The 25,097-nt window shown below is 62.5% G+C and carries 25 protein-coding genes; 13 read left to right on the top strand and 12 right to left on the bottom strand.

From position 1 onward, the window contains the following. The 8 genes from FJ986_RS09110 to FJ986_RS09075 all read right to left on the bottom strand — a co-directional run bounded on the left by FJ986_RS09110 (nt 1) and on the right by FJ986_RS09075 (nt 9,078). Nucleotides 1–759, bottom strand: coding sequence for a molybdopterin-synthase adenylyltransferase MoeB (locus FJ986_RS09110; RefSeq protein ID WP_140496755.1), 759 nt, complete (start codon nt 757–759; stop codon nt 1–3). 39 nt (nt 760–798) lie between these two features. Next, nucleotides 799–1,941 carry a DNA replication/repair protein RecF gene (gene recF / locus FJ986_RS09105; RefSeq protein ID WP_140624821.1) on the bottom strand — a complete coding sequence of 381 codons (1,143 nt, stop codon included), beginning with the start codon at nt 1,939–1,941 and terminating at the stop codon, nt 799–801. Between the two features lie 11 nt (nt 1,942–1,952). Then, complete coding sequence (dnaN, locus tag FJ986_RS09100) at nt 1,953–3,071, bottom strand: DNA polymerase III subunit beta (RefSeq protein ID WP_140496751.1); 1,119 nt, start codon at nt 3,069–3,071, stop codon at nt 1,953–1,955. Nucleotides 3,072–3,271: 200 nt separating this feature from the next. Continuing rightward, complete coding sequence (gene dnaA, locus FJ986_RS09095; RefSeq protein WP_140496749.1) at nt 3,272–4,816, bottom strand: chromosomal replication initiator protein DnaA; 1,545 nt, start codon at nt 4,814–4,816, stop codon at nt 3,272–3,274. Between the two features lie 848 nt (nt 4,817–5,664). Next, nucleotides 5,665–5,931 (bottom strand): 30S ribosomal protein S20, encoded by a 267-nt coding sequence (gene rpsT / locus FJ986_RS09090; RefSeq protein ID WP_140496747.1) that lies wholly within the window; start codon nt 5,929–5,931, stop codon nt 5,665–5,667. Between the two features lie 207 nt (nt 5,932–6,138). After that, nucleotides 6,139–6,912, bottom strand: a complete 774-nt coding sequence (locus FJ986_RS09085) for an enoyl-CoA hydratase (RefSeq protein WP_140674044.1) — start codon at nt 6,910–6,912, stop codon at nt 6,139–6,141. A 41-nt stretch (nt 6,913–6,953) separates the two neighbouring features. Next, nucleotides 6,954–7,844, bottom strand: coding sequence for a bifunctional DNA-formamidopyrimidine glycosylase/DNA-(apurinic or apyrimidinic site) lyase (gene mutM, locus FJ986_RS09080; protein ID WP_140674042.1), 891 nt, complete (start codon nt 7,842–7,844; stop codon nt 6,954–6,956). After that, nucleotides 7,837–9,078, bottom strand: coding sequence for a phosphopentomutase (locus FJ986_RS09075; RefSeq protein WP_140674040.1), 1,242 nt, complete (start codon nt 9,076–9,078; stop codon nt 7,837–7,839). Before FJ986_RS09075 ends, mutM begins: the two co-directional genes overlap by 8 nt. Before the next feature lie 135 nt (nt 9,079–9,213). On the opposite strand from FJ986_RS09075, the gene FJ986_RS09070 reads away from it, so the two are divergent. After that, a complete protein-coding gene (locus tag FJ986_RS09070; protein WP_140674038.1) occupies nt 9,214–10,131 on the top strand; it encodes a PhnD/SsuA/transferrin family substrate-binding protein in 918 nt (305 codons plus the stop codon). Nucleotides 10,132–10,136: 5 nt separating this feature from the next. On the opposite strand, the gene FJ986_RS09065 is transcribed toward FJ986_RS09070, so the two are convergent. From FJ986_RS09065 to FJ986_RS09055, 3 genes are all read right to left on the bottom strand, one after another. Then, on the bottom strand, nt 10,137–10,757 hold the full coding sequence (locus FJ986_RS09065) for a TadE/TadG family type IV pilus assembly protein (protein ID WP_140496736.1): 621 nt from the start codon (nt 10,755–10,757) through the stop codon (nt 10,137–10,139). Between the two features lie 38 nt (nt 10,758–10,795). Further along, nucleotides 10,796–11,377 carry a TadE/TadG family type IV pilus assembly protein gene (locus FJ986_RS09060; protein WP_140513202.1) on the bottom strand — a complete coding sequence of 194 codons (582 nt, stop codon included), beginning with the start codon at nt 11,375–11,377 and terminating at the stop codon, nt 10,796–10,798. A 127-nt stretch (nt 11,378–11,504) separates the two neighbouring features. Beyond that, entirely contained in the window at nt 11,505–11,927 is a 423-nt protein-coding gene (locus FJ986_RS09055) for a pilus assembly protein N-terminal domain-containing protein (RefSeq protein WP_140496732.1), read from the bottom strand. A 320-nt stretch (nt 11,928–12,247) separates the two neighbouring features. On the opposite strand from FJ986_RS09055, the gene FJ986_RS09050 reads away from it, so the two are divergent. The 9 genes from FJ986_RS09050 (at nt 12,248) to FJ986_RS09010 (ending at nt 21,321) form a co-directional block, all read left to right on the top strand. Then, on the top strand, nt 12,248–12,427 hold the full coding sequence (locus FJ986_RS09050; protein WP_140496730.1) for a Flp family type IVb pilin: 180 nt from the start codon (nt 12,248–12,250) through the stop codon (nt 12,425–12,427). Nucleotides 12,428–12,588: 161 nt separating this feature from the next. Continuing rightward, a complete protein-coding gene (locus tag FJ986_RS09045) occupies nt 12,589–13,107 on the top strand; it encodes a prepilin peptidase (RefSeq protein WP_140513204.1) in 519 nt (172 codons plus the stop codon). A gap of 201 nt (nt 13,108–13,308) precedes the next feature. Further along, on the top strand, nt 13,309–14,121 hold the full coding sequence (gene cpaB, locus FJ986_RS09040) for a Flp pilus assembly protein CpaB (protein WP_140513206.1): 813 nt from the start codon (nt 13,309–13,311) through the stop codon (nt 14,119–14,121). After that, a complete protein-coding gene (locus FJ986_RS09035; RefSeq protein ID WP_140513208.1) occupies nt 14,118–15,638 on the top strand; it encodes a type II and III secretion system protein family protein in 1,521 nt (506 codons plus the stop codon). Before cpaB ends, FJ986_RS09035 begins: the two co-directional genes overlap by 4 nt. Nucleotides 15,639–15,652: 14 nt before the next feature. Then, entirely contained in the window at nt 15,653–16,390 is a 738-nt protein-coding gene (locus tag FJ986_RS09030) for a CpaD family pilus assembly protein (RefSeq protein ID WP_140674036.1), read from the top strand. Nucleotides 16,391–16,424: 34 nt separating this feature from the next. Beyond that, the gene (locus FJ986_RS09025; RefSeq protein ID WP_140513212.1) at nt 16,425–17,714 is read left to right on the top strand and encodes a CpaE family protein; all 1,290 of its coding nucleotides are present in this window, start codon (nt 16,425–16,427) and stop codon (nt 17,712–17,714) included. Nucleotides 17,715–17,743: 29 nt separating this feature from the next. Beyond that, nucleotides 17,744–19,252 carry a CpaF family protein gene (locus FJ986_RS09020; protein ID WP_140496710.1) on the top strand — a complete coding sequence of 503 codons (1,509 nt, stop codon included), beginning with the start codon at nt 17,744–17,746 and terminating at the stop codon, nt 19,250–19,252. Nucleotides 19,253–19,281: 29 nt separating this feature from the next. After that, nucleotides 19,282–20,295, top strand: coding sequence for a type II secretion system F family protein (locus tag FJ986_RS09015; RefSeq protein WP_140496708.1), 1,014 nt, complete (start codon nt 19,282–19,284; stop codon nt 20,293–20,295). A gap of 9 nt (nt 20,296–20,304) precedes the next feature. Beyond that, complete coding sequence (locus FJ986_RS09010; RefSeq protein WP_140496706.1) at nt 20,305–21,321, top strand: type II secretion system F family protein; 1,017 nt, start codon at nt 20,305–20,307, stop codon at nt 21,319–21,321. An 82-nt stretch (nt 21,322–21,403) separates the two neighbouring features. Here FJ986_RS09010 and FJ986_RS09005 read toward each other — a convergent pair whose 3' ends face one another. Further along, entirely contained in the window at nt 21,404–22,225 is an 822-nt protein-coding gene (locus FJ986_RS09005) for a tetratricopeptide repeat protein (protein WP_140560881.1), read from the bottom strand. A 130-nt stretch (nt 22,226–22,355) separates the two neighbouring features. Here FJ986_RS09005 and FJ986_RS09000 point away from each other — a divergent pair, with 130 nt between their 5' ends. The 3 genes from FJ986_RS09000 to FJ986_RS08990 all read left to right on the top strand — a co-directional run bounded on the left by FJ986_RS09000 (nt 22,356) and on the right by FJ986_RS08990 (nt 25,037). After that, nucleotides 22,356–23,720, top strand: a complete 1,365-nt coding sequence (locus tag FJ986_RS09000) for a leucyl aminopeptidase family protein (protein ID WP_140674034.1) — start codon at nt 22,356–22,358, stop codon at nt 23,718–23,720. A 77-nt stretch (nt 23,721–23,797) separates the two neighbouring features. After that, nucleotides 23,798–24,148, top strand: coding sequence for a MarR family winged helix-turn-helix transcriptional regulator (locus FJ986_RS08995; protein ID WP_140513216.1), 351 nt, complete (start codon nt 23,798–23,800; stop codon nt 24,146–24,148). A gap of 19 nt (nt 24,149–24,167) precedes the next feature. Beyond that, the gene (locus FJ986_RS08990) at nt 24,168–25,037 is read left to right on the top strand and encodes an NlpC/P60 family protein (protein ID WP_140674032.1); all 870 of its coding nucleotides are present in this window, start codon (nt 24,168–24,170) and stop codon (nt 25,035–25,037) included. Nucleotides 25,038–25,097 lie beyond the last annotated feature (60 nt).

Here is a 25,097-nt window from a genome sequence, read left to right as displayed (position 1 = left end):
TCAGTTTCGTCTCTTGTAGCGGATGGTCTCGAAACGCGCGGCTAGCGCGTCATAGAGCAGCAGTCGTCCGATCAGCGGCTCGCCAATGCCGGTGATCAGCTTGATGGCTTCCATCGCCTGCAACGTGCCGATGACCCCAGTCAGCACGCCAAGCACCCCGGCCTCGGCGCAGGACGGCACCAGACCCGGCGGCGGGGCCTCCGGGAAGAGGTCGCGGTAGCCGGGGTTGGAGGTGCCGTCCCTATCGGCTTGGAACGGCATCAGCACGGTCACGGAGCCATCGAAACGGCCCACGGCGGCGTGCACCAGCGGCTTTCCCTCCGCCGCGCAGGCATCGGCCACGACATAGCGCGTCTCGAAATTGTCGGACCCGTCGACGACCACGTCGTAACGGGCGACGAGGGCTTGGGCATTGTCCGCGGTCAGGCGCAATGTGTGGATTTCGACAGCGGTGTTGGGATTGATGCGGGCAATTGCCGCCTTGGCGCTGTGGGTTTTCAGCATGCCGACAGTGTTCGTGCCGTGAATCACCTGCCGCTGCAGGTTGGAGAGCGAAACCGTGTCGTCGTCGATCACGCCGAGCGTACCGACGCCGGCTGCGGCAAGATATTCAAGCACTGGTGCGCCCAATCCGCCGGCGCCGATGACCAGCACCCGCGCTCGCTTCAGGCGCTGCTGGCCGGCGCCGCCAATTTCGGGCAGCACGATGTGGCGGGCATAGCGTTCGAGTTCTTCGTCGGTGAGGGCGGTGGCGATCATGGCTCGATCATATAGCGGGAGAAAAACCTTGTCAGGTGCTCACACAGCCATCGGCGCGACCGTGCCGTGATCCACGATCAGGAACTGCGCCCGGCCCGCCAGGCTGGAAAACAGCGCAGCATCGGTTCCCGTCATGAAAGCCTGGCAGTTCAATTCCTCCAGGATCGAGAACAGCGCCGCACGCCGGCCACCATCGAGATGTGCCGCGATCTCGTCGAGCAGCAGGATTGGCGTCAAGCCGGACATCTCGCCGGTCAATCTGGCATGCGACAGGACAATGCCGACAAGCAACGCTTTCTGTTCGCCGGTCGAACACAGCGCCGCCGGCATCGCCTTGGGTCGGTGCCGGACCACGAGATCGGAGCGGTGCGGGCCCTCGAGCGTGCGCCCGGCGGCGCGGTCGCGGTCGCGGCCCCCGGCGAGCGTGCGGCGGAACCGCTCCTCGACGTCGACAGCCGGCGTGTTGGCGATCTCGGCTTCCAGATCGCCCGACAGGCCGATATCGGCCTGCGGAAACGGGCCGCTGTCGGGCAGCCTGTCGATCATGGCGGCCAGAAGGCGCACCATTTCGGCGCGCGCCGCGGCGATCGCCACGCCTGTCTCGGCCATCTGCGTCTCGATCGCCTCGAACCAGCTCAAATTCCGCGAACCTTCCGTCAGCAGCCGGTTGCGGCCGCGCATCGCCTTTTCATAGTCGAGGGCGCGCTGTCCGTGGCCTGGATCGATCGCCAGCACCAGCCGGTCGAGAAAGCGCCGGCGGTCCGCGGCCGGTCCGGTGAACAGAGCGTCCATGGACGGCGTCAGCCACACGACGCGCAGCCATTCCAGCATGTCCTCGGCCGATCGCGCCGTGGCGCCGTTGATACGCACCCGCCTGCCGCCCTCGCCAAGACTGTCGCCACTCGAAATGCCCGTCCCTATCTCGACTTGGCCGTCAGGTCCGTCGAGCCGTGCGTGCAGCGCAAAGCCGCCGTCACCGCCCTCACGCGCGACGTCCGCGTAAGGCGCGCGGCGCAGGCCGCGGCCCGGCGTCAACAGGGAAATCGCTTCCAGCAGATTGGTTTTGCCAGCGCCATTGTCACCGGAAAACACCACCGCGCCCGGCTCAAGCTCGACCGACAGCGCCGCATAGTTGCGGAAATTGGTAAGTGTAAGCTTACTTATATGGGTTTGTGCCGGCAACCGCTACTGCTCTACACCCGCATCGGCATCAGCACATAAAGCGCGGTTTCATCGGCCATGTCGTGGATCAGCGTTGGCGAACCGGCGTCGGCCAACATGAACCGGGCCTCTGAACCGGTCAATTGTGCGGCAACGTCGAGCAGGTACTTGGCGTTGAAGCCGATCTCGATCGGGTCGGCTGAATAGTCGGCGGCCAACTCCTCGGTGGCGCTGCCCGAATCCGGATTGTTGACCGCAAGCGTCACCTGGCCCTCACTGATCGAAAGCTTCACCGCGCGCCCGCGTTCGGAGGAGATGGTCGAGACGCGGTCGACGGCGGCCGCGAAGCTCTGGCGGTCGATGATCAGCTTCTTGTCGTTGCCGGTGGGAATGACCCGCTGATAATCGGGGAAGGTGCCGTCGATCAGCTTGGAAGTCAGGATGACGCTGCCGATGGTGAAGCGGATCTTGGTGTCCGACAACTCGGTGGTGACCGCCACGTCGGGATCATCGACCAGCTTCTGCAATTCGCTGACCGTCTTGCGCGGTATGATGATGCCCGGCATGCCTTCGGAACCCGCCGGCGCGTCGATCTCGGCGCGCGCCAGGCGATGGCCGTCGGTCGCCACCGAGCGCAGCTTCAGCTTGCCGCCGACCTCATGTGTGTGAAGATAGATGCCGTTGAGATAATAGCGCGTCTCCTCGGTGGAGATGGCGAACTGGGTCTTCTCGATCAGCCCCTTGAGCGCGACCGAGTCGAGCCGGAAGATATGCGAGAAGGATCCGGCCGAAAGCTCGGGGAAGTCCGATTGCGGCAGGCATTGCAGTCGGAAGCTCGAGCGGCCGGAGGTCACCGTCATGGCGTTGCCGTCCTCGTCCGTCTTCAGCATCACCTCGGCACCGTCGGAAAGCTTGCGCACGATGTCGTAGAGCAGATGCGCCGGAACCGTTGTCGCGCCACCCCGCTCGACCTTGGCCGGCGTCGCTTCCGTCACCTCCAGGTCGAGGTCGGTGGCCTTCATTTCCAGGCTGGCGCCTTCGGCGCTGAGCAGCACGTTGGACAGGATCGGTATGGTGTTGCGCCGCTCGACCACGCGGTGGACGTGGTTGAGCGACTTCAGGAGATTTGACCGTTCCAGGATAACACGCATGACGAACCAGGCTCGCTTGAATGAATGAGCGGGTCTCCGGCTGGCGGCGTCCCGCGAAAGGTCTGAACAGGCTTCAGAATCTGCGTAAACTGACAGGAAAAAACCAGCAAACGCAAGCCCGCGCGACCGGTTCGGGCCGGCTACGCGGGCTTTCTGGGGATAAAGGCGGCGAAGCACGCCGCCAGGCGTTTTCGAACGGCTCAGGCCTGGTCGTTGATCAACCGTCTCAACAGTTCCAGTTCCTGCGCCAGCGTGTTGTCGCCGCCGGAAAGATCCTCGATCTTGCGCACTGCGTGCAGCACCGTTGTGTGGTCGCGGCCGCCGAAGCGCCGCCCGATCTCGGGCAGCGAGCGCGGCGTCATCACCTTGGACAGATACATGGCGACCTGCCTCGGCTTGACGATGGTGCGCGTGCGCCTGTTGGACAGCAACTCGGTCTTCGACACATTGTAGTGCCGCGCGACGATGCGCTGAATATCCTCGATACGGACCCGCTTCGGCTCGCCGGTGCGGTAGATATGGCCGAGGATCTCGTCGATGCGATCGATGGTGATCTGCGGCTCGAAAGACTGGCGGAACAGGAGTTGATTGAAGGCGCCTTCCAGTTCGCGGCCGCTGCCGGTCACCGTGCGGGCGACGTGATTGAGGATCTCGTCGGAGATGTCGAGGGAAGCGTCGTCGTGCCTGGCGGTGGCGAGGCGCAGCTTGAGCATGCCCAGGCGCATGGCGAAATCGGGGGCCGACATTTCGAGCGCGACGCCGCCATTGAGGCGCGAGCGGACCCGCGGTTCGAGGGATTCCAGTTCCGACGGGGGCCGGTCGGCGGCGACGACGACCTGCTTGGCGCTGTCGAGCAGCATGTTGATCAGATGGCAGAATTCGTGCTGGATCGACTTGCCCTGCAGGAATTGCATGTCGTCGATGATGAGCAGGTCGATATCGCGAAGCTGTTCCTTGAGCGTCAAGGCATTGTTGTCGCGGATCGCGGTGGCGAAGCGCCACATGAAATATTCCGCCGTCAGGTAGACGACGCGCGATTTCGGGTTCTGCTTCAGCGATTCCGCGGCGATAGCCTGCAACAAATGGGTCTTGCCGAGGCCGACCGTCGCATGAAGGAAGAGCGGGTTGAAGCGCACCGCGCTCGACTGCGATTCCGCCACGGCCTTGGCCGCGGCGAAGGCCACCCGGTTCGACGGCCCTTCGATGAAAGAGGCGAACGTGTAACGCGGATCGAGCGGCGATCCCAGCACATTGTGGCGGAACTCGCTCTCGGCCGGCATGCCCGGGCGCGGCGCCGGAGCCCGCTCCAGCCTGCCGGGGCTTACGGTGCCGGCGGCCAGCGCCGTCTGCGTTTGTCGCGTCATCTTGCGCGCCGGCGCCAATTCCGGTTCGGCATGGCTGCGCCCCTGGCGGGTGGCTGTGCGCACGATGATCTCGATCTTGAGGATCTCGGGATCCTCGTGCTTCCAAAGCTCGCAGATAAGGTCGAGATAATGGCCGTTGATCCACGAGCGCAGGAAGGCAGTAGGCACCGAAATGCGAACGATGCCCTTTGAAGCCTCCGCGACCTTCATGCGCCCGAACCAGCTCGAATAGACTTCGGTTCCCAACCGCGCCTTCAACTGGGCCTTGACCCGGTCGAACTTCTGTTCCGCGTCGCTGGAAGCCGCCATCTCATCAGCTCCGATCAGATTTCCTGAAAATGGGATGTCATTGGTAAGCTCCCTTTCGACGCCGCTCTGCATGATCGAGTTCCTTGTCTCTGTACCTGTTTTTCCGCCGGGGATGCGCCTCCTGCATCCGTGTTCCAGCGACTGCGCTTTGCTACGACGCCCGCTGCCGCCGCCGGCAGATGAACGTCGCCCATTATCCAGGGAACCGGTGCCGGCCCATGGAAGCCAGTCCGTGTTGGGTATGTCAGAACAATGCAACACCGTCCGGCGAAAATCGCCGGCGCTGTCGACCTGCCATGTATAGTTACGCCAGTCCCCTACCGTATCGAAAAAGAGCAAACCAAACCTGTCCGCGGACTTGATCCGCGCCACAAACCCCGCCAATTTAAGCTGGCCCATTCAGGCTGGGTCAGGGCCACCCGGCCCATCCCTTTCGATGGACCGACATTACCGAAATCGCTGTGGATAGGGCAAGGCCACGTCTAACGGATTTTTAAGGAATCTGGTTAGGTCCGGCGCGCCGAAGCGCCATGCGGCAGCACTATAGTTTGACAAAGCCATTGTGATTCAAACCCTTTTCCGGCGAATATGAAAAAGCCGGGCTGGCGCGAAATTTTGTGAAATAAATCGCTTGACAGCCAGTTGTTCTCCTGGCGCTTCGCCGCGCTGTGGACAACGTGTGGATGACTATCTGTAACTAGCTGGGAAATATTGATTATTTCTGCGGAGGGGGAATTTTTTAGCCGACACTTTTCAAGTATCTGGACCATCAGCCGGCGCGCATATGCCGGCAAAGCATTTCGGACCGCAAACTCCGCTTTCGACGCCGTTTCCGAGTATTTTTTTTAAGTGCTTGCCGGCAAACGAAAAAACCCGGCACTATCGGCCGGGTTCTCAGAAGATCAGTCCGGAAAGGGACGTCAGGCCGACAGCACCTTGAGGCGCTGGGCCAGCCGCGAAACCTTGCGGGCCGCGGTGTTCTTGTGGATCACGCCCTTTGTCGCGGCGCGCATCAATTCCGGCTCAGCGGCCTTGAAAGCCGCCTGCGCGGCGGCCTTGTCGCCGGAGGCGAGCGCCTCCTCGACCTGGCGCACATAAGTGCGGACGCGCGAGCGGCGGTTTTTGTTGATCGCCGCGCGGCGGACGATCTTGCGCGTTGCCTTTTTGGCCGAGGATGTATTGGCCATGATGCCTCTCTTCTGATCTGGTCGGCGCATGCGGCATGCCGCAGGGCACAAAAAACAAACGGGCAGCCACAGGGCCGCCTCGGTTGGTGCGGCTTATAGTTCAGCTTTCCCGGCGCGTCAACGCTGGCTGGCGTTCTTTTTGGCTGTCGTCGCGCCGGAGCATTTTTTCAGCCACGCCGAAGCATTTCGCGCCCCGGAGGTGCGCTGTCAGCGATTGGTGAAATTCGGCTTGCGCTTCTCGGCGAAGGCCGCCATGCCTTCCTTCTGGTCGTCGAGCGCAAACAGCGAATGGAACAGTCGACGTTCGAACCGCAGCCCCTCGGCGAGCGTCGTTTCATAGGCTCGGTTGACGGCTTCCTTTGCCATCATCACCGACGGCAGCGAAAAATCGGCGATCTTGGCCGCCGCCTTGACGGCCTCCTCGACAAGCTCGCCGGCAGGCAGGACGCGCGAGACCAGGCCGGAACGCTCGGCCTCCGCGGCATCCATCATCCGCCCGGTCAGGCACATGTCCATCGCCTTCGACTTGCCGACGAACCGGGTCAGGCGTTGTGAGCCGCCCATGCCGGGAATGACGCCGAGCGTGATTTCGGGCTGGCCGAATTTTGCCGTGTCGGCGGCGATGATGAAGTCGCACATCATCGCCAGTTCGCAGCCGCCGCCCAGCGCATAGCCGGCCACCGCCGCGATGATCGGCTTGCGCGTCCGGGTCAACTCTTCCCAGCCGACGAAAAAGTCCTTGATGTAGGCATCGACGTAGGAAATCGACTGCATTTCCTTGATGTCGGCGCCTGCGGCGAAGGCCTTCTCGGAACCGGTGACGACCATCGCGCCGATGCCGTCATCTGCCCCGAACACGTTTACCGCAGCCACCAATTCCGCCATGACCTGGGAATTCAGCGCATTGAGCGCCTTTGGCCGGTTCAAGGTGATCAGCCCGACCTTGCCCCTGGTTTCAACGACGATCGTTTCATAGGCCATGGCTTCGGCTCCTCTTCCAGGCAATTGAAGATCGATCTAGCTCACCGCTGACAGGTCCGGCAATAGAAGGTCGAGCGGGCGCTCTGCGTGATGCGCTCGATACGGCCGCCGCAGCCAGGCTTGGAGCAGGGTTCGCCCTCCCGGTCATACACCGCGAAGGAATGTTGGAAATAGCCCAGCGAACCGTTGATCTGCATGTAGTCGCGCAGCGACGATCCGCCGGCCGCAATGGCATCTGCGATGACCGAGCGGACCGCCACGGCAAGTTCCCGGCTTTGCTCACCCGCTTTCTTGCCGGCTTTGGCTATCGTGCCCGCTTCGCGCAGCGGCGACAGCCCGGCGCGCCATAGCGCCTCCGAGACATAGATGTTGCCGAGCCCGGCTATCAGTCTCTGGTCGAGAAGAGCGGCCTTCAGCGGCGATTTCCGGCCCTTCAGCAGCGAGGCCAGCAGCACTCCGTCAAGCGCATTGCCGGTGGGTTCGACGCCGAGCCCCGCCAGCATCGGATGGGTGTCCGGCGGTCCTTCGCAAAACAGCATGAAGCCGAAGCGACGCGGATCGTTGAAAACCACGCGCGAGCGGGTGCCGTCCCGAGAGGCGACGTCGAAGATGACGTGGTCGTGCGTCGAACTCTTCGACCGCTCGTGATGGAACACGCCGGGCATTTCGGCGGCGTCGGCCGCCTCGATGCGAAACGAGCCCGACATGCCGAGATGGCAGATCAGGGCGGGACCGCCTTCGAGATCCATCGTCAGATATTTGGCCCGGCGTCCGAGCGCCGTGATCGTCTTGCCGGTCAGCCGCTCGGCGAATTTTTCGGGGAATGGAAAACGCAGGTCCGGCCGGCGTGCCTCGGCGCGGATGATGCGGGCGCCTTCCAGAACCGGCTCCAGCCCGCGCCGGACCGTCTCGACCTCGGGCAATTCAGGCATGGCCGCCCATATCCGGGTAAAAGGAAGTGCCGTAGCGGCCGTGCGCCAACCCGAGATGTTCGGCCACGGTTTCACCAATGTCGCAGAATGTCGTTCTCAGCCCGATGTCGCCGCCCGTCAGACCCGGTCCGATGCCGATCACCGGAATGCGTTCGCGTGTGTGGTCGGTGCCGCGCCAGGTCGGATCGTTGCCGTGGTCGGCCGTCAGGATCAGCAGATCGCCCTGTCGCAATCTCGCGAATGCTTCCGGCAGTCGCCGGTCGAAGGCCTCGAGCGCGGCGGCATAACCTGCAACATCGCGGCGATGGCCGAACTCGGTGTCGAAATCGACGAAATTGGCGAAGACGAGATCGCCGTCGCGGGCCGCATCCATTGCATCAAGCGCCTGGTCGAACATGGCCATGTTGCCCGCGGCCTTGCGCACTTCCGAAATCCCCCGATGGGCAAAGATGTCGCCGATCTTGCCGACGGCGATGACGCGGCTGCCACGCGCCGTCAGCCGGTCGAGCAATGTCGGCTCGGGTGGCGGCACGGCGTAGTCGTGTCGGTTGTAGGTCCGCTCGAAAGTGGCTGCCGTCTCGCCGACGAACGGTCGCGCGATCACCCTTCCGATCCGCAGCGGATCAACCAGGCGACGCACCACCTTGCAGAATTCGTAGAGCCGCTCCAGGCCGAAATGGACCTCGTGCGCGGCGACTTGCAGGACTGAGTCCACCGAGGTGTAGCAGATCGGCTTGCCCGTGCGGACGTGCTCCTCGCCGAACCGTTCGATGATCTCGGTGCCAGGCGCGTGGCAGTTGCCGAGAATGCCCGGCACCTTGCCTTCGCGGATGATGGCCTCGGTCAGTTCGGAGGGAAAGGCCGGGATCGTGTCGGGAAAGTAGCCCCAGTCGAAACGTACCGGCAGGCCGGCTATCTCCCAATGGCCGGATGGCGTGTCCTTGCCGCTCGAAACCTCCTGGGCGGCACCGTGGAAGGCATTGGCGACGAGATCCGTCCCGAAAGCGGCAAAGCCCAGCCCCGTCGCGGTCTCGGCAGCCTTGCCAAGTCCGAGCGACGCCATGTTGGGAACAAACAACGGTCCCTGGCGAAGTCCTTCACGATCGGCGCGGCCTTCCGCACAGGCCTCGGTGATATGGGCGAAGGTGTTGGCACCGGCATCTCCGTAGCGTTCGGCGTCGGCGGCGCCGCCTATGCCGAAGGAATCCAGGACGAAGAGGAAAGCACGCGCCATGAGGTCATTGTTGCCGGTTTGAGCACCCAGACATAGGGTTCCACGGCGGCATTGGCAATTCGGAAACCAAACGGCAACCGCTCGGCGCGATAGTCCGGAACCAATTCATTGACGGATCGCAGGACTGGGTCTCCCATGAAAGCTGCCCTGAAGACATGCGCCGCTCTCATGATCGCGCAAGGCGCGGTCTGGTCCGGCTCGGCGCACGCCGACTGGCGTGACGATATCGGCACGTTTCGCATCGGCATCGTCGCCGAACCCGGCGCAGGTAACTCCGTTCCAGGCCTGGCGCGGTTGACCGAGGCCTTTACCAACGCGCTGGGCATGAAGGTGGAGTTCGTCGTTGCCCGTGACTATGCCGCGCTGATCGATGCGCAGGCCAATGCCCGCATCGAATATGCCGTCTACTCGGCGACCGCCTATGCAACGGCGTCAAGACGCTGCGAGTGCGTCGAACCGCTCGTGGCTCCGGTCGATTCCGATGGCGCGGTCGGCATCCGCGCCGTGCTGCTGACGAAGGATGGCAAGGTGCCCAGCCTGGCCGCGATGGAAACCCACCGGATCGCCATGCCGCCGGCGGACAGCATTGGTTCTCTTTTGCCATTGGCCGGACTGGCTGCCGAGCACGTCAAGATCGCAGAGGACGCATCGTTTCTGGTTCACGCCGGTTCCGCCTCGGCCGCGGAAGGAATGCTGGTCGATGGCCAGGCCGATGCCTTGTTCGGCTGGGCGACGGCGGCGGCCGACGGCGAGCCAAGACTATCGGGCACGCAGGCAAGGCTCGAAGCCGCCGGGCTTTCGGCGACCGCCCTTCAAGTCGCATGGACGTCGGGCTTGCTGAGATACGGTCCCCATGCGGTGCGCAGCGATCTCGACCCGGAAGCCAAGCGCCGGTTGGCAGTTTTCCTGACCAATCTCAAATCGACGACGCCCGACATCTACGACCTGCTGGAATCGAGGCATTCCGGCGGTTTCGCCACCGTGGTTCCCAAGGATTACGAGATGGCGCACGCCATCGTGCGTCTGGTGTCGGACGGTGGCGTGCGGCGATAGGGTCGTCAGCAGTCGCCGCAAGGGATCGTCAGGCTTCTGCGCGGACGCAGATAATAGGTCTCGCCCATCGATATGTTGTTGAAGACCGTCGTCAATCCGGCCGTCTGTGAGCTGTCTGCGGACCAGGTGATGATCGGTTTGTAACCAAGTTTGCTTTCGACACGAATGAGAAAGGTGCCTGCGACCCTGAGCGTTGCCGGAACCGTAGTGGTTGCGGGCAGGGCGGTGCCGATACTGTAAGCACCATTGACCACCTTGCGCGACCACACCACGTTCACCCTGGGCGGCGTGTCGGTTGTGACCTGTATTGCCGTGATGGTGATATCCGGCTTCGAGCGATTGTACGGCTGCAAGGTGGAGGTGCCGATCTTCATGATGGCATCCAGATCCGCCTTGACGATGGTCGGCTGCTGCGTGACCAGATCCGCGACCATGCTGCCGATGCGGCTGACCTTCTTGCTGGTCTCGATGGCCTGAGAGGCCTCCATGGTGATGAAATACATGATCAGCAGGATTGGCACGATGAGAGCGAACTCGACCGCCGCGATGCCGCGGCGATCGCGTATGAAACCGACCCACTTCCCCCAGCGTCCTGCAATTCCTGGATGTGCCCCCGCACGCATCATGCCCGTCCCTTTTTCTTGGCTTTGCTTTCGCCGCGAACTCAGTTGTCGAATGGCTCGTTCTGCCAGGTCACCGATGCAAAATGCAGTGTCTTGTTACCGCCCATCGACTGAGCCAGAAGATCGGTCATGACGGGCCATTTGTAGAAGACCCGCAGCATGTTCTTCGATTCTGCCAGGCCCGGCGTGGTCGCGAAGGGCTGCGAGTTGGCGCCTTGCATCAAGATGATCTCGCCATTCTCGATCTTGAAGCTGGCCGTGGCCGCGTCGGCGAACGTGGTATATGCGCGAAGGTCCACGTCCAGCTGATTTGGGCAATCCTGCGAGACGATGATCTTCAGTTTGTCGCAGATCATGGTCTTCAACTTGTCCCCGGCGACGTCGGCCGGTCTCAACTGCCCGGTGCGCAATTTGCGCGCGATGTCGTCGGTGATGTTGGCCATAACTTCCTGGCCGGCAAATGAGATGCAGCTTTCCAGGATGGCGAAGACAAGAACCGCGAACGGCAATGCGAGCAGCGCGAATTCCAGTGCCGTACTGCCGCGGCGGTCGCCGGCGAAGCGTGCGAAAAGCCGTGCCCGTCTTGCCTTGCGGTCGCTTGTCGAGACGAATTCGATGCTCATGCTCTGATCCTGCCCATCCCCAGACGGTCTCGGCAGGTGTACTAGTGCAAACCAGTTGAAGTCCGGTTTGAATGATCGTTAAAGTCGCCGCGGGCGCCTTAACCACCCGCTAACCTGGACCGCGTGCCTACCGGCTGACGCTCATCTCGGCTTCTGAGGATTTTTCGGCTTCGCTCTTGTAGGAGCTTTCGCAATAGGGCGTGCAGGACATGGTCTGAACTTCAGCGCGCCGGTAGATGCGCACCGACGAGGCCGCCTGCCGCACGACGGTGATCTGTTCATCGATGATCGGGCTGCCATCCTGGTCGAGGACGACGAGGTTGGTGACGCCGAAGCCCTTGCCAGTCAGCACGATCGTCGAGGCGTCCTGCACGGACGCGTCGGCGATTGCCGGGTTGCCGACCACGATCGTGTCGGCGGGGCGCGACAGTTTGACGATCTTGGCCTGGTTCATGGTGACCTCGATGCCGGTGTCGGCCCTGGCGGGCATGACAAAGCTCACGGCGGCAAGAAGCACGGCAATCAGGATCGACGATTTCGGCTCGGCCATTGACGCGCTCCAGGCGGGCGGACTGTTCAACGGAACATGAACGAGATTGGTGAACCAACGGTTAAGCAGGCCCGGGCGCCATATGCCGCGATCGTCCTACGCGCCGCGGAGCTGTTTCTTTTGCGGCTGCTTGCCTGGGAATTGCGCCTCGGCCGGCGCTTAGCCCATAGTTAACCACGCAATATGTTCCAACCGGGAAAGGAATCGGTAAGGCTGTTTATTAAGTCGATCGAAAGAGCTTCTCCCTAGATTGGCAGCATCCGATCAACCATCACAGAAGTTGACGGAAGTGCTGTAACACGTGGAGTAGGAGCTCTCGAATGTCTAATCTCATTGCACGTTTCGTAAAGGACGAATCCGGCGCGACCGCTATCGAATATGGTCTGATCGCCGCCCTCATCGCGCTCGCCATCATCGTCGGCGCCGGCGCGCTTGGCAACGCCATCAACGCCAAGTTCGAAGCTATCGGAACGTCCCTGAACAACGTCCCGACGCCCTGAACGACGTCAAGTATATTGAGCGCTCGGATTGCGTTCTGGACAAGGGCCGCCACCTGGCGGCCCTTGTTCTATTCAATGTCTTTTTGCCCTGGGCCTCATCAATCGTTAATCGAACATGCTTAGATTGAGTGCGGCTTAATCCGATAATAGGCATAGCGCCGATGCTTGAAGCCCTGATCTTCGTCGTCTTCCCGTTCTGCATGCTGTTCGCCGCGATCTCCGACATGCTGTCGATGACGATCGCCAATCGCGTGCCGGTGCTGCTCGTCGTCGTCTTCGCGCTGGTTGCGCCGCTGACCGGCATGGAATGGGCGGCCTATGGCTGGCATTTCGCCGCCGGCGCGCTGGTTCTTGCCGCAACGTTCGGCCTCTTTGCAATGGGCGGCATGGGCGGCGGTGATGCCAAGCTGCTGGCCGCGACCGCCGTGTGGATGGGACTCAACATCCAGCTCGTCGAGTATCTCGTGGTCTCGACCTTCATAGGCGGCTTGCTGACGCTTGCCATTCTCGTCTACCGGAAGTCGCCGCTTGCGGTTTTTACCGGCCGCAATCCGTTCCTGCGTCACTTCGCGGACGAGACGACCGGGGTTCCCTACGGCATCGCGCTCGGTTTGGGCGGATTGCTGACCTACCCGGATTCGCCCCTGATGGTCTGGGCGCTGGCCAGGCTGGCGGCCTGACCTTACCGATCATTCCTTGGCTGTGTTGCGGCTGGCTCCGCGGAGCGGGGCTGGCTGTTTGTCCGTGGCTGCGCAATACAGCTAATTTATGTAAACCTTAAATTAATCACGATCGTAAGCATTACATTAACCTTGTTTTGAGGATTGCCGCTGCAAAGTCCGGCCTGGCTAGGTGGTTTGCCAAGGCGAGGGTTCGGACAGATGCCAGCATCCCGATTGATTATTCTGAGCGTGGCGGTCGCCGCGGCGGGTGGTGCTGGCTATGTCGCGAAGAACATGGTCGCCGCGCCGCCACCGCAGATCGTCGAGTCCGGTCCAGCGGCTCCCGCCGTGGCATTGCAGGACGTGCTTGTCCTGTCGGGTGATGTCACCATGGGCAGCCAGCTCGAGAACAACATTGCCTGGCAATCCTGGCCGGCCGACGGCATCAACGCCAATTTCATCACCAAGGCCACTGCTCCCGACGCCCTGGAGAAACTGAAGGGGTCCATAGCCCGTGTGCCGATGTACGCGGGCGAGCCGGTGCGGCGTTCCAAGCTGATCGGCGAGGGGCAAAGCTTCATGTCGTCGATCCTGCCCTCCGGCATGCGGGCGGTCGCCACGACGATATCGGCCGACACCTCTGCCGGCGGCTTCATCCTTCCGAATGATTTCGTCGACGTCATTATGACCCGCCGGGCCGATGCCAACAGCGGCGGCTCCGGCTTCAACACCGAAACCATCCTCAAGAACATCCGCGTCCTGGCGATCGACCAGACCATCCAGGAGGACGAGGAAGGCAAGAAGACCAGGGTGGGCCAGACCGCCACGCTGGAACTGACGCCCAAGCAGGCGGAGATCATCACCGTCGCCCAGCAGATGGCGGATCGCCTGACGCTCGCGCTGCGCGCGATCACGGACACCCAGGAAAAGAATTTGGATGAGGCCGACTATCTCGTTTCCGGCAATGGCCGCAAGGGAACGGTCAGGCTGATCAAGTCGGGCGAAGTTTCCGAAGTGGGGGCAAGGAAATGAGGCTAAGCGGTAAACTGCCGGCGATCATGGCAGCGGCTTTCGGCCTGCTGCTCATTGGGACAAACGTGCAGAGCGTTGTCGAGGCCAAGAGTGCACAGGTTTCGGCTTCGGCGGCCACCCAGCGCGTCAAGCTCGGCCTCAACAAGTCGGTGGTCATCGACCTGCCGAGTGATGCCTACGACATTCTTGTCGCCAATCCGACCGTCGCCGATGCGGTGACCCGCACCGCGAGGCGCATCTACCTGTTCGGCAAGGCGGTTGGCGAGACCAACATCTTTGTGTTCGGGCCGAATGGCGAACAGATCGTCAGCCTCGATCTGGCCGTCGAACGCGACGTCGCAGGCCTGGAGGATTATATCAAGCGCTTCATCCCGACATCGTCCATCAAGGTCGAACTGCTGAACGACAACGTCGTCCTGACGGGAACCGTCGACACGCCGCTGGACGCCAAACGCGCCGTCGACCTGGCGACGATCTTCGTCTCGGGCGGTGAAGCGACGACGGGACAATATTCGCAGACCGCGGCCGGCGGCTCGGCCCAGAGTGGTGTCGACATCAACAATCCGGACCAGGAACGCCGCGTCTCGAAAATCGTCAATCTTTTGCAGATCATCGGCGACGACCAGGTCACGCTCAAGGTGACGGTCGCCGAAGTCAGCCGCTCCGTGATGAAGCAGCTTGGCGTCAACATGGTGGGCAGCGGCGGTAGCAACGGCATCAGCTATGACGCGATGAGCACCCCGGCATACGGGCTTGGGAAACCGCTCTCGCAATTCTCGGGAGCTTCGATCGGCACCTCGGCGCTTCAGGCGTATCTAAACGCAATGGAGCAAGGTGGCGTCATGAAGACGCTGGCGGAGCCGACCCTCACCGCCGTGTCGGGTGAGAAGGCGACATTCAGGGTCGGTGGCGAGTTCAATCTCATCACCAGCCGTACGAACAATGTTTCAGACGAGAACAAGACAGGGCAGGTCACATACACCAACGACAAACTCGAATACGGCATCGGCCTGGAGTTTCAGCCGGTTGTGCTGTCGGCCGGTCGGATCAGCCTCAAGGTCCGGACGTCCGTGTCGGAGCCTACTGCCGAAGGCGCCACCACGCTGGAAGCTGCAGGCAGGTTGCCCGGAACCACGTTGTTGTCTATCCGCAAGAGACTTGCCGACACGACCGTCGAATTGCCGTCAGGTGGTTCGATGATGATCGCCGGCCTCGTCCGCGATGACGTCAGGCAGGCTGTCGCCGGCCTGCCCGGGCTGACAAAGATCCCGGTGCTCGGCACACTGTTCCGAAGCAGAGACTTCGTGCGCAACGAGACCGAACTGGTGATCATCATCACGCCCTATCTGGTGAAACCGGTGGCACGAAACGACCTCGCCAAACCTGACGACAATTTCAACGCCGCCAGCGATGGCGCCGGTATGTTCCTGGGCCGAGTCAATCGTGTCTACGGCACAATGCAGACGGACAAGCCCAGCGGCCGTTATCACGGCGTCGTCGGCTTCATCTACAAGTGAACGGGGAAGCGGACATGTCTCAGTCAGCATTGCAGGCAAGGACCATCGCCATGACCACGCGCTCCGGCCGTTCGCGAATTCTCCGGCGCGCCATTCCTGCCCTGGCGGTGGCGGTGGCGGCATTGCTGGCCGGCTGCGCCCAGCGCGACAGTGTCACCGTCGGCGCCATTCCAGACGACTACCGCACCAACCATCCGATCGTGATCGCCGAGAAGAACCAAAAGATAGATCTACCTGTCGGTGCAGGTGACCGCGGCATGACCGGCTCGCAGCGCGATACGCTCCTGGGTTTCCTCGACGGCTATGACAAGAGTGCTGCCCCGACGCTGACGATCCAGGTTCCGAGCGGCTCGGCCAACGAGATCGCCGCCGCCGCCGCTGCGCGCGATTTCGCCCGGCTCGCGATTGCCGCGGGCGTCAAGCGCAACCGGATCGTGGTCGTCTCCTATCAGGCTGCCTCGAGCGAGACATCCGCCCCGATCCGGGTCGCCTATATCGCCGTGAAGGCCCAGACCGACAAATGCGGACGATGGCCAGATGACCTGCTGGAGACGTCTGAGAACAAACACTATGCCGATTTCGGCTGCTCCTATCAAAACAATCTCGCCGCCCAGATGGCCAATCCGGCCGACCTGATCGGGCCGCGCAAGCAGACCACCATCGACGCGGAAAATCGTGGCGCGGTGATCGATGTCTACCGCAGCAGGGGTATTTCGGACGAGTTCCTCGGCAATTCTGAAGTGACGTACTGAGCCGCGCCCTAAGGAAAAGAGAAGTCACGGAAAGATGACCATGAGCAACCTTGCCTATGACACCCCCGTGGACGGCGGTGAGACCTCGCCGCAGGACATCGCCGCGATGCAGGCGCTGCGGCCGGTTCCCCGCATCTCGATCCAGGCATTCTGCGAGACCGAGGGTGTCGCCAATCCAGTCGAGCGCGCCGGCGAGGACCGCCGCATGACCAAGGCCCATCTCAAGGTCCATATGGGCGGCGTCCCCACGGCCATCGAATTCTACCAGTCGGCGCCGACGCCGAACCTGATCCTGCTGGAGTCGCGCAGCGAACCCAAACAGCTGCTGGAACAGCTCGCGCAGCTCTCGGAATATTGCGACCCGTCTTCCAAAGTGGTCGTGATCGGCCACTACAACGATGTCGGCCTCTATCGCGAGCTCATCCGCTCCGGCATTTCCGAATATGTCATCGCGCCGGTGTCGATGGCCGACATCGTCAGCGTCATATCGTCGATCTTTGTCGATCCGGAAGCCGAGCCGCTCGGCCGCTCGATCGCCTTCGTCGGCGCCAAGGGTGGCGTCGGCTCTTCCACCATCGCCCATAACGTGGCTTGGGCGATGTCCTCCCTGTTCAAATCCGAGGTGGTCGTCGCAGACCTCGACCTCGCTTTCGGCACCGCCAACATCAATTTCGACCAGGATCCCGCGCAAGGCATCGCCGAAGCGGTGTTTTCGCCCGAGCGCATCGATGAAGTCTATCTCGACCGGCTGCTGACCCAGTGCGCCGAACACCTTTCGCTGCTCGCCGCGCCCTCGACGCTCGAACGCGTCTATGATTTCGATCCCGACGCCTTTACGCAGCTTGTCGACACCGCGCAGCGCACCGTGCCGCTCCTGGTGCTCGACGTTCCCCATGTCTGGACGGGTTGGACCAAGAACACCCTGATCAAGGCCGATGAAATCGTCATCACGGCGACGCCGGAACTGGCCAATTTGCGCAATACCAAGAATTTGGTCGACATGCTCAAACGGCTTCGTCCCAACGACTCGCCGCCCAAACTCATCATCAATCAGGCCGGCGTGCCCAAACGTCCGGAGATTTCCCCGTCCGATTTCGCCGAGCCGCTCGGCCTGGCCGCGATGGCGATCATCGGCTTTGACCCGCTGCTGTTCGGCAATGCCGCCAACAACGGACGTATGCTTGGTGAAATGGACGCCAAGAACCCGGTTGTCGCCACGATCAACGAAATTGCCCATGTGCTGACCGGTCGCAGCGAAATCCGGGTGAAGAAAAAAGCGGGTCTCGGAAATCTGCTCGGCAAGCTTTCGCGCAACAAGAAATGATGCTTCTTCAGTGGAATCGGTAGTGGATCATGTTTGGTAAGAGAGGCAGCGACGACGGCAACCGGTTCAAGCCGGAATTCCGCCAGCCGGCACCGGCGCCGACCGCGCCAGCCGTCGCGGATTCGGCCGATACGGCGGTTCTTGCGAGGCCGGCGGCCGCACCTGCGTCGAGCGCTCCTGTTGCACCGCCGGCCCGCCGCGCGGTCGAGGCGCCGCCGATAGCTCCGGAGCCGAAGCGGGCGGCGCGCGAAAAGAGCGAAACCTATTACGACACCAAGAGCCAGGTCTTCGCCGCCCTGATCGACACGATCGACCTGTCGCAACTCGCCAAGCTCGATCCCGAAAGCGCGCGCGAGGAAATCCGCGACATCGTCAACGACATCATCGCGATCAAGAATTTCGCGATGTCGATCGCCGAACAGGAAGAACTGCTCGAGGATATCTGCAACGACGTGCTTGGCTATGGGCCGCTCGAGCCATTGCTCGCCCGCGACGACATCGCCGACATCATGGTCAACGGCTCCAAGAACGTCTACATCGAAGTCAACGGCAAGGTCGAACAGACCGGCATTCGTTTTCGTGACAACCAGCAGCTTCTCAACATCTGCCAGCGCATCGTCAGCCAGGTCGGCCGCCGCGTCGATGAATCCAGCCCGATCTGCGATGCGCGTCTTCCCGACGGCTCCCGCGTCAACGTCATCGCGCCGCCGCTCGCCATCGACGGCACCGCGCTCACCATCCGCAAATTCAAGAAGGACAAGCTGACGCTCGATCAGCTGGTGAAGTTCGGCGCCATCTCGCCGCAAGGAGCCGAGGTTCTCAAGATCATCGGCCGTGTTCGCTGCAACATCGTCATCTCCGGCGGCACCGGCTCGGGCAAGACGACGCTGCTCAACTGCCTGACCAACTACATCGATCGCGAGGAACGCGTCATCACCTGCGAGGACTCGGCCGAACTGCAACTACAGCAGCCGCATGTTGTCCGTCTGGAAACCCGCCCGCCCAACCTCGAAGGCGAAGGCGAGGTGACGATGCGGGATCTGGTCAAGAACTGCCTGCGCATGCGGCCCGAGCGCATCATCGTCGGCGAAGTGCGCGGACCCGAAGTGTTCGACCTTCTGCAGGCGATGAACACCGGCCATGACGGCTCGATGGGAACGATCCACTCGAACAGCCCGCGCGAATGCCTGAATCGTATCGAATCCATGATCGCAATGGGCGGTTTTTCGCTGCCGCAGAAGACCGTGCGCGAAATCGTCGTCGGCTCCATCGACGTGATTATCCAGGCGGCACGCCTGCGCGACGGGTCGCGCCGCATCACTCACATCACCGAGGTGATCGGAATGGAAGGCGACGTCATCATCACGCAGGACATCGTCCTCTACAACATCAAGGGCGAGGACGCGAATGGGCGGCTGCTGGGAGAGCATGTATCGACCGGCATCGGTCGCCCCCATTTCTGGGACCGCGCCCGTTACTATGGCGAGGAGCAGCGCCTCGCAATAGCGCTTGAGGCGATGGAGAAACGCGCTGACTGACGCTGCTGCAGGCGTAAGGGTTCTGGTCGATGTTTGGAATTGACGGCACCGTATTGGCGTTTGTCGTGCTCGCCGGCTTCAGCGCCGGCGCGGTCGCCTATGCATTCCTGTTCACCCGGATCAGCAACGAAAAGCAGGCCGGCAAGCGGCTGGAAACGATCAAGACCGCGGAGACGGATCGCTCCGTCGTCAAGGCCTCGCGCGATCGCGTGGCGGAGGCGGCCAAAAGACGCAAGTCGGTCCAGGATTCCTTGAAGGAACTCGACGAGAAGCAGAAATCCAAGGACAGCGCGGTCAAGAAACCGCCGCTGAAAGCCCAACTGCGCCAAGCCGGCCTGAAGGTTTCCATCGAACGCTTCTACATCTATTCCGCCATTTGCGGCCTAGCCCTGACGATCATCGCCTTTGTGGTGGGGGCGCCGCTTTTTGTTTTGCCTGGCGTGCTGCTGGCCGGTGCGCTCGGCCTGCCGCGCTGGTTCGTCTCATTTCGCCGCGCGCGGCGGGTCAAGGCATTCCTCAACGAATTTCCCAACGCGCTCGACATCATCGTGCGCGCGGTCAAATCCGGCCTGCCGCTGAACGATGCGGTGCGCCTGATCGCCAATGAATCCCCCGAGCCCGTCAAGGCCGAGTTTCGCCGCATCGTCGATTCGCAGCAGATGGGCCTGTCGATCCCGGATGCCACCTTGCGTATGCCCGAGACCATGCCATGCACCGAGGCGAGCTTTTTCGGCATCGTCATTCAGATCCAGTCGCAGGCCGGCGGCAATCTCTCCGAGGCGCTGGGCAATCTTTCGCGCGTGCTTCGCGACCGCAAGAAGATGAAGGCCAAGGTCCAGGCGCTGTCGATGGAAGCCAAGGCGTCCGCCGCCATCATCGGCGCGCTGCCTTTCATCGTCGCATTTCTCGTCTATCTCTCCAGCCCCAACTACCTGATGCCGCTGTTCACCACGAGCATCGGTAACCTGATCCTGGGGGTTTCGGCCGTCTGGATGTCGATCGGCATCTTCGTGATGCGCAAGATGATGAACTTCGAAGTCTAGGGCCGCGGCATGACCGAACAAGTCGTCAAATCACTGACGGATCCCGGCCTCCTGATCGCGCTGCTGGTCGGCATTGCCGTGTTCGCGACGGTCTTCACCTTGCTGCCGGCATTTGGCGGAAACCAGCTCAAGGCGCGCATGAAGTCGGTCGCGCTGGAACGCGACGAATTGCGCGCCAAGCAGCGCGCGCGGCTTGCAAGCGAGGCGGATCGCCGCCGCAAGGGCCTGCGCGAAGAACAGTCGATCGGCATGCGCAACATCGTCGACAGGCTCGACCTGCGGCGCGCCCTCGCCGACGAGGGTACCTTGCAGAAGCTCAAGGTTGCCGGTTTCCGTGGACAGAACCCGCTGACGCGGTTTCTCTTCTTCCGCCTCGTGCTTCCGTTTGTCGGCTTCGCACTGGGCGTGATCTACATATTCGTGCTCGGAGGACTGCCGCAGCAGCCATTGTTCATCCGGCTGTTCGTCTGCGTCCTCGTTGCCTATGGCGGCTTCTACGCACCGGTCGTCTATGTCAACAACCGCGCCACCAAGCGCAAGCAATCGATCCAGATGGCATGGCCGGACGCGCTTGACCTGATGCTGATCTGCGTCGAGTCGGGCATGTCGGTGGAAGCGGCATTGCGCAAGGTCGCCGACGAGATCGGCGCCCAATCCGTGGCCCTTGCGGAAGAATTCATCCTGACGAACGCCGAGCTCTCCTATCTGCAGGAGCGCAAGCAGGCCTATGAGAATCTCGCCAGCCGCACCGGCCTGGAATCCGTCAAGTCGGTGTCGCAGGCACTCGTCCAGGCCGAGCGTTACGGCACCCCTGTGGCGCATGCGTTGCGCGTGCTCGCGGGTGAAAGCCGGGACCAACGCATGAACGCTGCCGAGAAGAAGGCCGCCGCCTTGCCGCCCAAGCTCACCGTGCCGATGATCCTGTTTTTCCTGCCGGTGCTGTTCGCCATCATCCTCGGCCCTGCCGGCATCCAGGTCAGCCAGCGCGGCATCTTCGGCCAGGCGCACGAAACCAGCAGCCAGTAGGTGAATCTGACCGATCCAAAGAAAAACCGCGCGGCTGACGCAGCGCGGTTCTCTTATGCAGGGTTCGGTGGCCGCGTGCCGCTCAGTTGGTTGCGGCTTTCGCCTTGTCCTGGTCCTTGAGCTGGCTCCAGGCATTTTGCTGAGCCAGCATCTGCCTGAGATAAGCGACATTGGCCTGCGCCTGTTCAGGTGACAGCTCCTGCGAGGCGATCTTCTCGGCTTCGTCGAAGCGGCCCTGCAGGCCGACGACCAGCGCCAGGTTCTGGCGCACGCGGCTGTCGGCATTCGGCTGCTCTGCGGCCGAGCGCATATAGGTTTCGGCGGTGCGCAGGTCGCCTCCCAGCACATAGGACATGCCAAGGTTGGAAAGCACCGAAGGTTCGTTCGGCTTGAGCTCCAGCGCCTTGCGGTAGAGCTGGCGCGCGTCGTCCTTCTGGCCGAGCTGGTCGAGAATGGCCGCTTCCGCCGACACCAGCCTCCAGTCGGGATATTCCGGCGTCTGCGCCCGGCGCACGGCATCAAGCGCCGCCTCGAACTGGCCGTTGGCGGCCAGCGCCTTGCCGTAGGCGGCAAGCACGTCGCGATCCTTGGGATAGGCGATCGCCAGCTTGCGCATCACGGCAAGCGACTGGTCGGCATCGCCATCCATCTGCAGCGCCGCAGCGAAGTTGGTCGCTATCCGCTTATCGTTGGGATTCCTGGAATAGGACTGGCCAAGGGCTGCCGTCGCATTGTGCAGTTCTCCCGCCGACATCGTCTCCAGCGGCTTGCCGCTGGTGCGTCCGATCGAGCCTGTGCTGATCTTGTCGGTTCCGCAGCCGGCAACGCCTGCGGAAAGGGCGAGCATGAAGGCCGTGGTGATGAGCCGCTTTCCGCTGGCGTTCATCGTGCGGTTCGTCGACATCGGCACCCTGGGCCTCCATTCGTGCGCGTGGCCATTGCGTGGCCATCTTCCCTCTCGAAGAAATATTCTGTTAACCCTAACGGACAGTTAAGAAGCGCCGAATCGACGGACGTCGGCAGGAGAACATCGAATGTCAGTGGAACTGGTCGAGAACAAGCTGAACAACCCGCTTCCTGTCCATCTAGTGGCTAAGGACGGTCTGGAGACGGCCGGTCTGGCGTCATCAGCCGTGGCGTGGGCCAGGGCCAACGGCTTCTCCGGCGAAGCGGGCAGGACGCTCATCGTGCCTGCGGAAAACGGCGCGCTCGGCGGTGCCTTGTTCGGCATTGGCGACGGCGAGGGCGCGCTGGCCGTCGGCGCGCTGGCGAAAAGCCTGGCGGAGGGCGACTGGCATTTCACCTCCGCGCCGGCCGAGCCGGAGCTGGCGGCGATCGCGCTGGCCCTCGGCGGCTATGTCTTTACCCGCTATGGCAAGAAACCGGGCAAGGCGCTGCGCTTCGAATTGCCGGCCGGCGTAGAGGCAAAACGCGTTCGCCGCATCGTCGAAGGCGTCTTCCTGACGCGCGATCTTGTCAACACGCCGACCAGCGACATGGGGCCGGACGAACTGGAGAAGGCGGTTCGAGCCCTGGCCGAAATTCACAAGGCCGAGGTGTCGGTCATCAAGGGCGACGATCTCATCAAGCAGAATTTCCCGATGATCCATGCCGTCGGCCGGGCTTCGTCCAGCGCACCGCGTCTTATCGGCATGGGCTGGGGGCCAAGGAGCGCGCCGAAAGTGACGCTGGTCGGCAAGGGCGTCTGTTTCGACACTGGCGGCCTCGATATCAAGCCGTCGTCCGGCATGCTGTTGATGAAGAAGGACATGGGGGGCGCCGCCAATGTGCTGGGTCTGGCCTCGATGATCATGGCCTCCGGATTGAACGTGCGGCTGCGCGTGCTGATCCCGGCCGTCGAGAATTCGATCGCCGGCAACGCCTTCAGGCCTGGCGACGTGTTGGCGAGCCGCAAGGGCATGTCAGTCGAGATTGGCAACACCGATGCCGAGGGAAGACTGGTTCTGGGTGATGCGCTGGCGCTGGCCGACGAGGAGGAGCCGCAATTGCTTGTCGACATGGCGACGCTCACCGGGGCTGCTCGTGTCGCGCTAGGTCCGGACCTGCCGCCCTTCTACACCAGCGACGAGGCACTAGCCTCGGAACTGACGACAGCCTCGCTGGCGGTCGAGGATCCGCTGTGGCGCATGCCGCTGTGGCGGCCCTATGACGTGAAGCTGTCGTCGAAGATCGCCGACATCAACAATGTCACCACGGATGGGTTCGCCGGTTCGATCACCGCGGCGCTGTTCCTCAAGCGTTTTGTCGAGAAGACGGCAAGCTGGGCGCATTTCGACATCTTCGCCTGGAACCCCGCCGATCGTCCGCACGGACCTGCCGGCGGCGAGGCGCAAGGCATCCGGGCACTGGAGCACGTCATCTCGAAGCGTTTTGGCTGATGTGGCGGCGACTTTCAGGGCCGGCAGATTGCCGAAACTGAAACGGAACCGAAACAATTTGCCGTCATTCTCGTGCGATGTCGATTTCGATGCGCCCGAGCCAGGCCTTGCGATTGTGGCAGCAAGTGATGCTGTCGCAGGTGCGCGACGACGCGCCCGACCTCACCATGCGCCAGACGGCTATCCTGTTCACCATCTATCTCGATCCGCCGCCGCACACGGTGCGCGGGCTGGCGGCCCGTCTCAACGTCACCAAGCCGGTCATCACCAGGGCGCTCGACACGATGGGCGCGCTCAAACTGGTGTCGCGCCATCGTGACGAGCTCGACAAGCGCAACGTGCTGATCAAGCGCACGGTCGAGGGCGCCCTCTTTGTCGAGCGCTTCGGCGATGGTATCATCGCCAAGGCACAAGAGCTGCCCATCTGACGACCAGCCGCTTCAATGGATGACTGATTTGACCGCCAGGGATGCCCGCCTCCACGCCTTTCGGCCCGATCTTGCCGATGCGAGATTGAAAGGAGAGGTCGCTGCCGACCGCTTTGTCGCCGGCCGGCCGGCGCGGATTTCGATCCCAGTTGCCGATATCCGCAAGGCTCCGCGTCCAGACGCTGGTGTCAACACGCAAGCGCTATTCGGCGATGACGTGCTCGTTTTCGAGGACAGAGAGGGCTGGGCCTGGATCCAGGCCGAACGGGACGGTTATGTCGGCTATGTCGCCGACGCCATGTTGGGCGGGCGGGATCATGCGCTCACCCATATCGTCTCCGTGCCCCGAACTTTCCTCTATCCCGGCCCGGATCTGCGCCTTCGGATCGCGGGACAGCTGTCGATGGGGTCCACCGTCACGGTGACCGGGTCCGCCGAAACGCGCGGCACCCACTATGCCGTCCTGCCCTCCGGTGAGGCAATCATAGCGGGTCACCTGCGGCCGCTCAGTAATGTGGCCGCCGACTATGTTTCGGTGGCCGAGACGTTCCTTGGCACCCCTTATCTCTGGGGCGGTGTCTCCGGCTTCGGCATCGATTGCTCCGGCCTCGTGCAACTGGCGATGCGCATGGCCGGCGCCGATGTCCTGCGCGATTCCGACATGCAGGCGCAGAGCATCGGCGAGCCGCTCGATCCGGGCCCCGATTATTCCGGCCTGCGCCGCGGCGATCTCGTTTTCTGGAAAGGCCATGTCGCCATCATGACCGATGCCGAGACCATGATCCACGCCAACGGCCACACCATGCTGGTATCGCGCGAAGGTCTGAAGGAAGCCGTCGCCCGCATCGGCTATCTCTACGGCGGGCCGACGGAGTTCCGGCGGCCATAGCGCCGATCCTCCCTTCTTCCGGGGGAGAGAAAAACTGCTCGATCACCTTTTGTTCCGATT

Origin of the sequence: Mesorhizobium sp. B1-1-1 (assembly GCF_006442955.1) — a bacterium.
Classification (GTDB): Bacteria; Pseudomonadota; Alphaproteobacteria; order Rhizobiales; family Rhizobiaceae; genus Mesorhizobium.
The sequence above is the reverse complement of the archived record's forward strand: the minus strand, read 5'-3'. Positions and strand labels throughout refer to the sequence as shown.

Bases quoted from the DNA above. Each gene is read 5' to 3' on its own strand.
- FJ986_RS09110 (WP_140496755.1), bottom strand. From the start codon at position 759: ATGATCGCCACCGCCCTCACCGACGAAGAACTCGAACGCTATGCCCGC.
- dnaN (WP_140496751.1), bottom strand. From the start codon at position 3,071: ATGCGTGTTATCCTGGAACGGTCAAATCTCCTGAAGTCGCTCAACCAC.
- dnaA (WP_140496749.1), bottom strand. From the start codon at position 4,816: ATGCAGAGCGGCGTCGAAAGGGAGCTTACCAATGACATCCCATTTTCA.
- rpsT (WP_140496747.1), bottom strand. From the start codon at position 5,931: ATGGCCAATACATCCTCGGCCAAAAAGGCAACGCGCAAGATCGTCCGC.
- FJ986_RS09085 (WP_140674044.1), bottom strand. From the start codon at position 6,912: ATGGCCTATGAAACGATCGTCGTTGAAACCAGGGGCAAGGTCGGGCTG.
- mutM (WP_140674042.1), bottom strand. From the start codon at position 7,844: ATGCCTGAATTGCCCGAGGTCGAGACGGTCCGGCGCGGGCTGGAGCCG.
- FJ986_RS09075 (WP_140674040.1), bottom strand. From the start codon at position 9,078: ATGGCGCGTGCTTTCCTCTTCGTCCTGGATTCCTTCGGCATAGGCGGC.
- FJ986_RS09070 (WP_140674038.1), top strand. From the start codon at position 9,214: ATGAAAGCTGCCCTGAAGACATGCGCCGCTCTCATGATCGCGCAAGGC.
- FJ986_RS09065 (WP_140496736.1), bottom strand. From the start codon at position 10,757: ATGATGCGTGCGGGGGCACATCCAGGAATTGCAGGACGCTGGGGGAAG.
- FJ986_RS09060 (WP_140513202.1), bottom strand. From the start codon at position 11,377: ATGAGCATCGAATTCGTCTCGACAAGCGACCGCAAGGCAAGACGGGCA.
- FJ986_RS09055 (WP_140496732.1), bottom strand. From the start codon at position 11,927: ATGGCCGAGCCGAAATCGTCGATCCTGATTGCCGTGCTTCTTGCCGCC.
- FJ986_RS09050 (WP_140496730.1), top strand. From the start codon at position 12,248: ATGTCTAATCTCATTGCACGTTTCGTAAAGGACGAATCCGGCGCGACC.
- FJ986_RS09045 (WP_140513204.1), top strand. From the start codon at position 12,589: ATGCTTGAAGCCCTGATCTTCGTCGTCTTCCCGTTCTGCATGCTGTTC.
- cpaB (WP_140513206.1), top strand. From the start codon at position 13,309: ATGCCAGCATCCCGATTGATTATTCTGAGCGTGGCGGTCGCCGCGGCG.
- FJ986_RS09035 (WP_140513208.1), top strand. From the start codon at position 14,118: ATGAGGCTAAGCGGTAAACTGCCGGCGATCATGGCAGCGGCTTTCGGC.
- FJ986_RS09030 (WP_140674036.1), top strand. From the start codon at position 15,653: ATGTCTCAGTCAGCATTGCAGGCAAGGACCATCGCCATGACCACGCGC.
- FJ986_RS09025 (WP_140513212.1), top strand. From the start codon at position 16,425: ATGACCATGAGCAACCTTGCCTATGACACCCCCGTGGACGGCGGTGAG.
- FJ986_RS09020 (WP_140496710.1), top strand. From the start codon at position 17,744: ATGTTTGGTAAGAGAGGCAGCGACGACGGCAACCGGTTCAAGCCGGAA.
- FJ986_RS09015 (WP_140496708.1), top strand. From the start codon at position 19,282: ATGTTTGGAATTGACGGCACCGTATTGGCGTTTGTCGTGCTCGCCGGC.
- FJ986_RS09010 (WP_140496706.1), top strand. From the start codon at position 20,305: ATGACCGAACAAGTCGTCAAATCACTGACGGATCCCGGCCTCCTGATC.
- FJ986_RS09005 (WP_140560881.1), bottom strand. From the start codon at position 22,225: ATGTCGACGAACCGCACGATGAACGCCAGCGGAAAGCGGCTCATCACC.
- FJ986_RS09000 (WP_140674034.1), top strand. From the start codon at position 22,356: ATGTCAGTGGAACTGGTCGAGAACAAGCTGAACAACCCGCTTCCTGTC.
- FJ986_RS08995 (WP_140513216.1), top strand. From the start codon at position 23,798: ATGTCGATTTCGATGCGCCCGAGCCAGGCCTTGCGATTGTGGCAGCAA.
- FJ986_RS08990 (WP_140674032.1), top strand. From the start codon at position 24,168: ATGACTGATTTGACCGCCAGGGATGCCCGCCTCCACGCCTTTCGGCCC.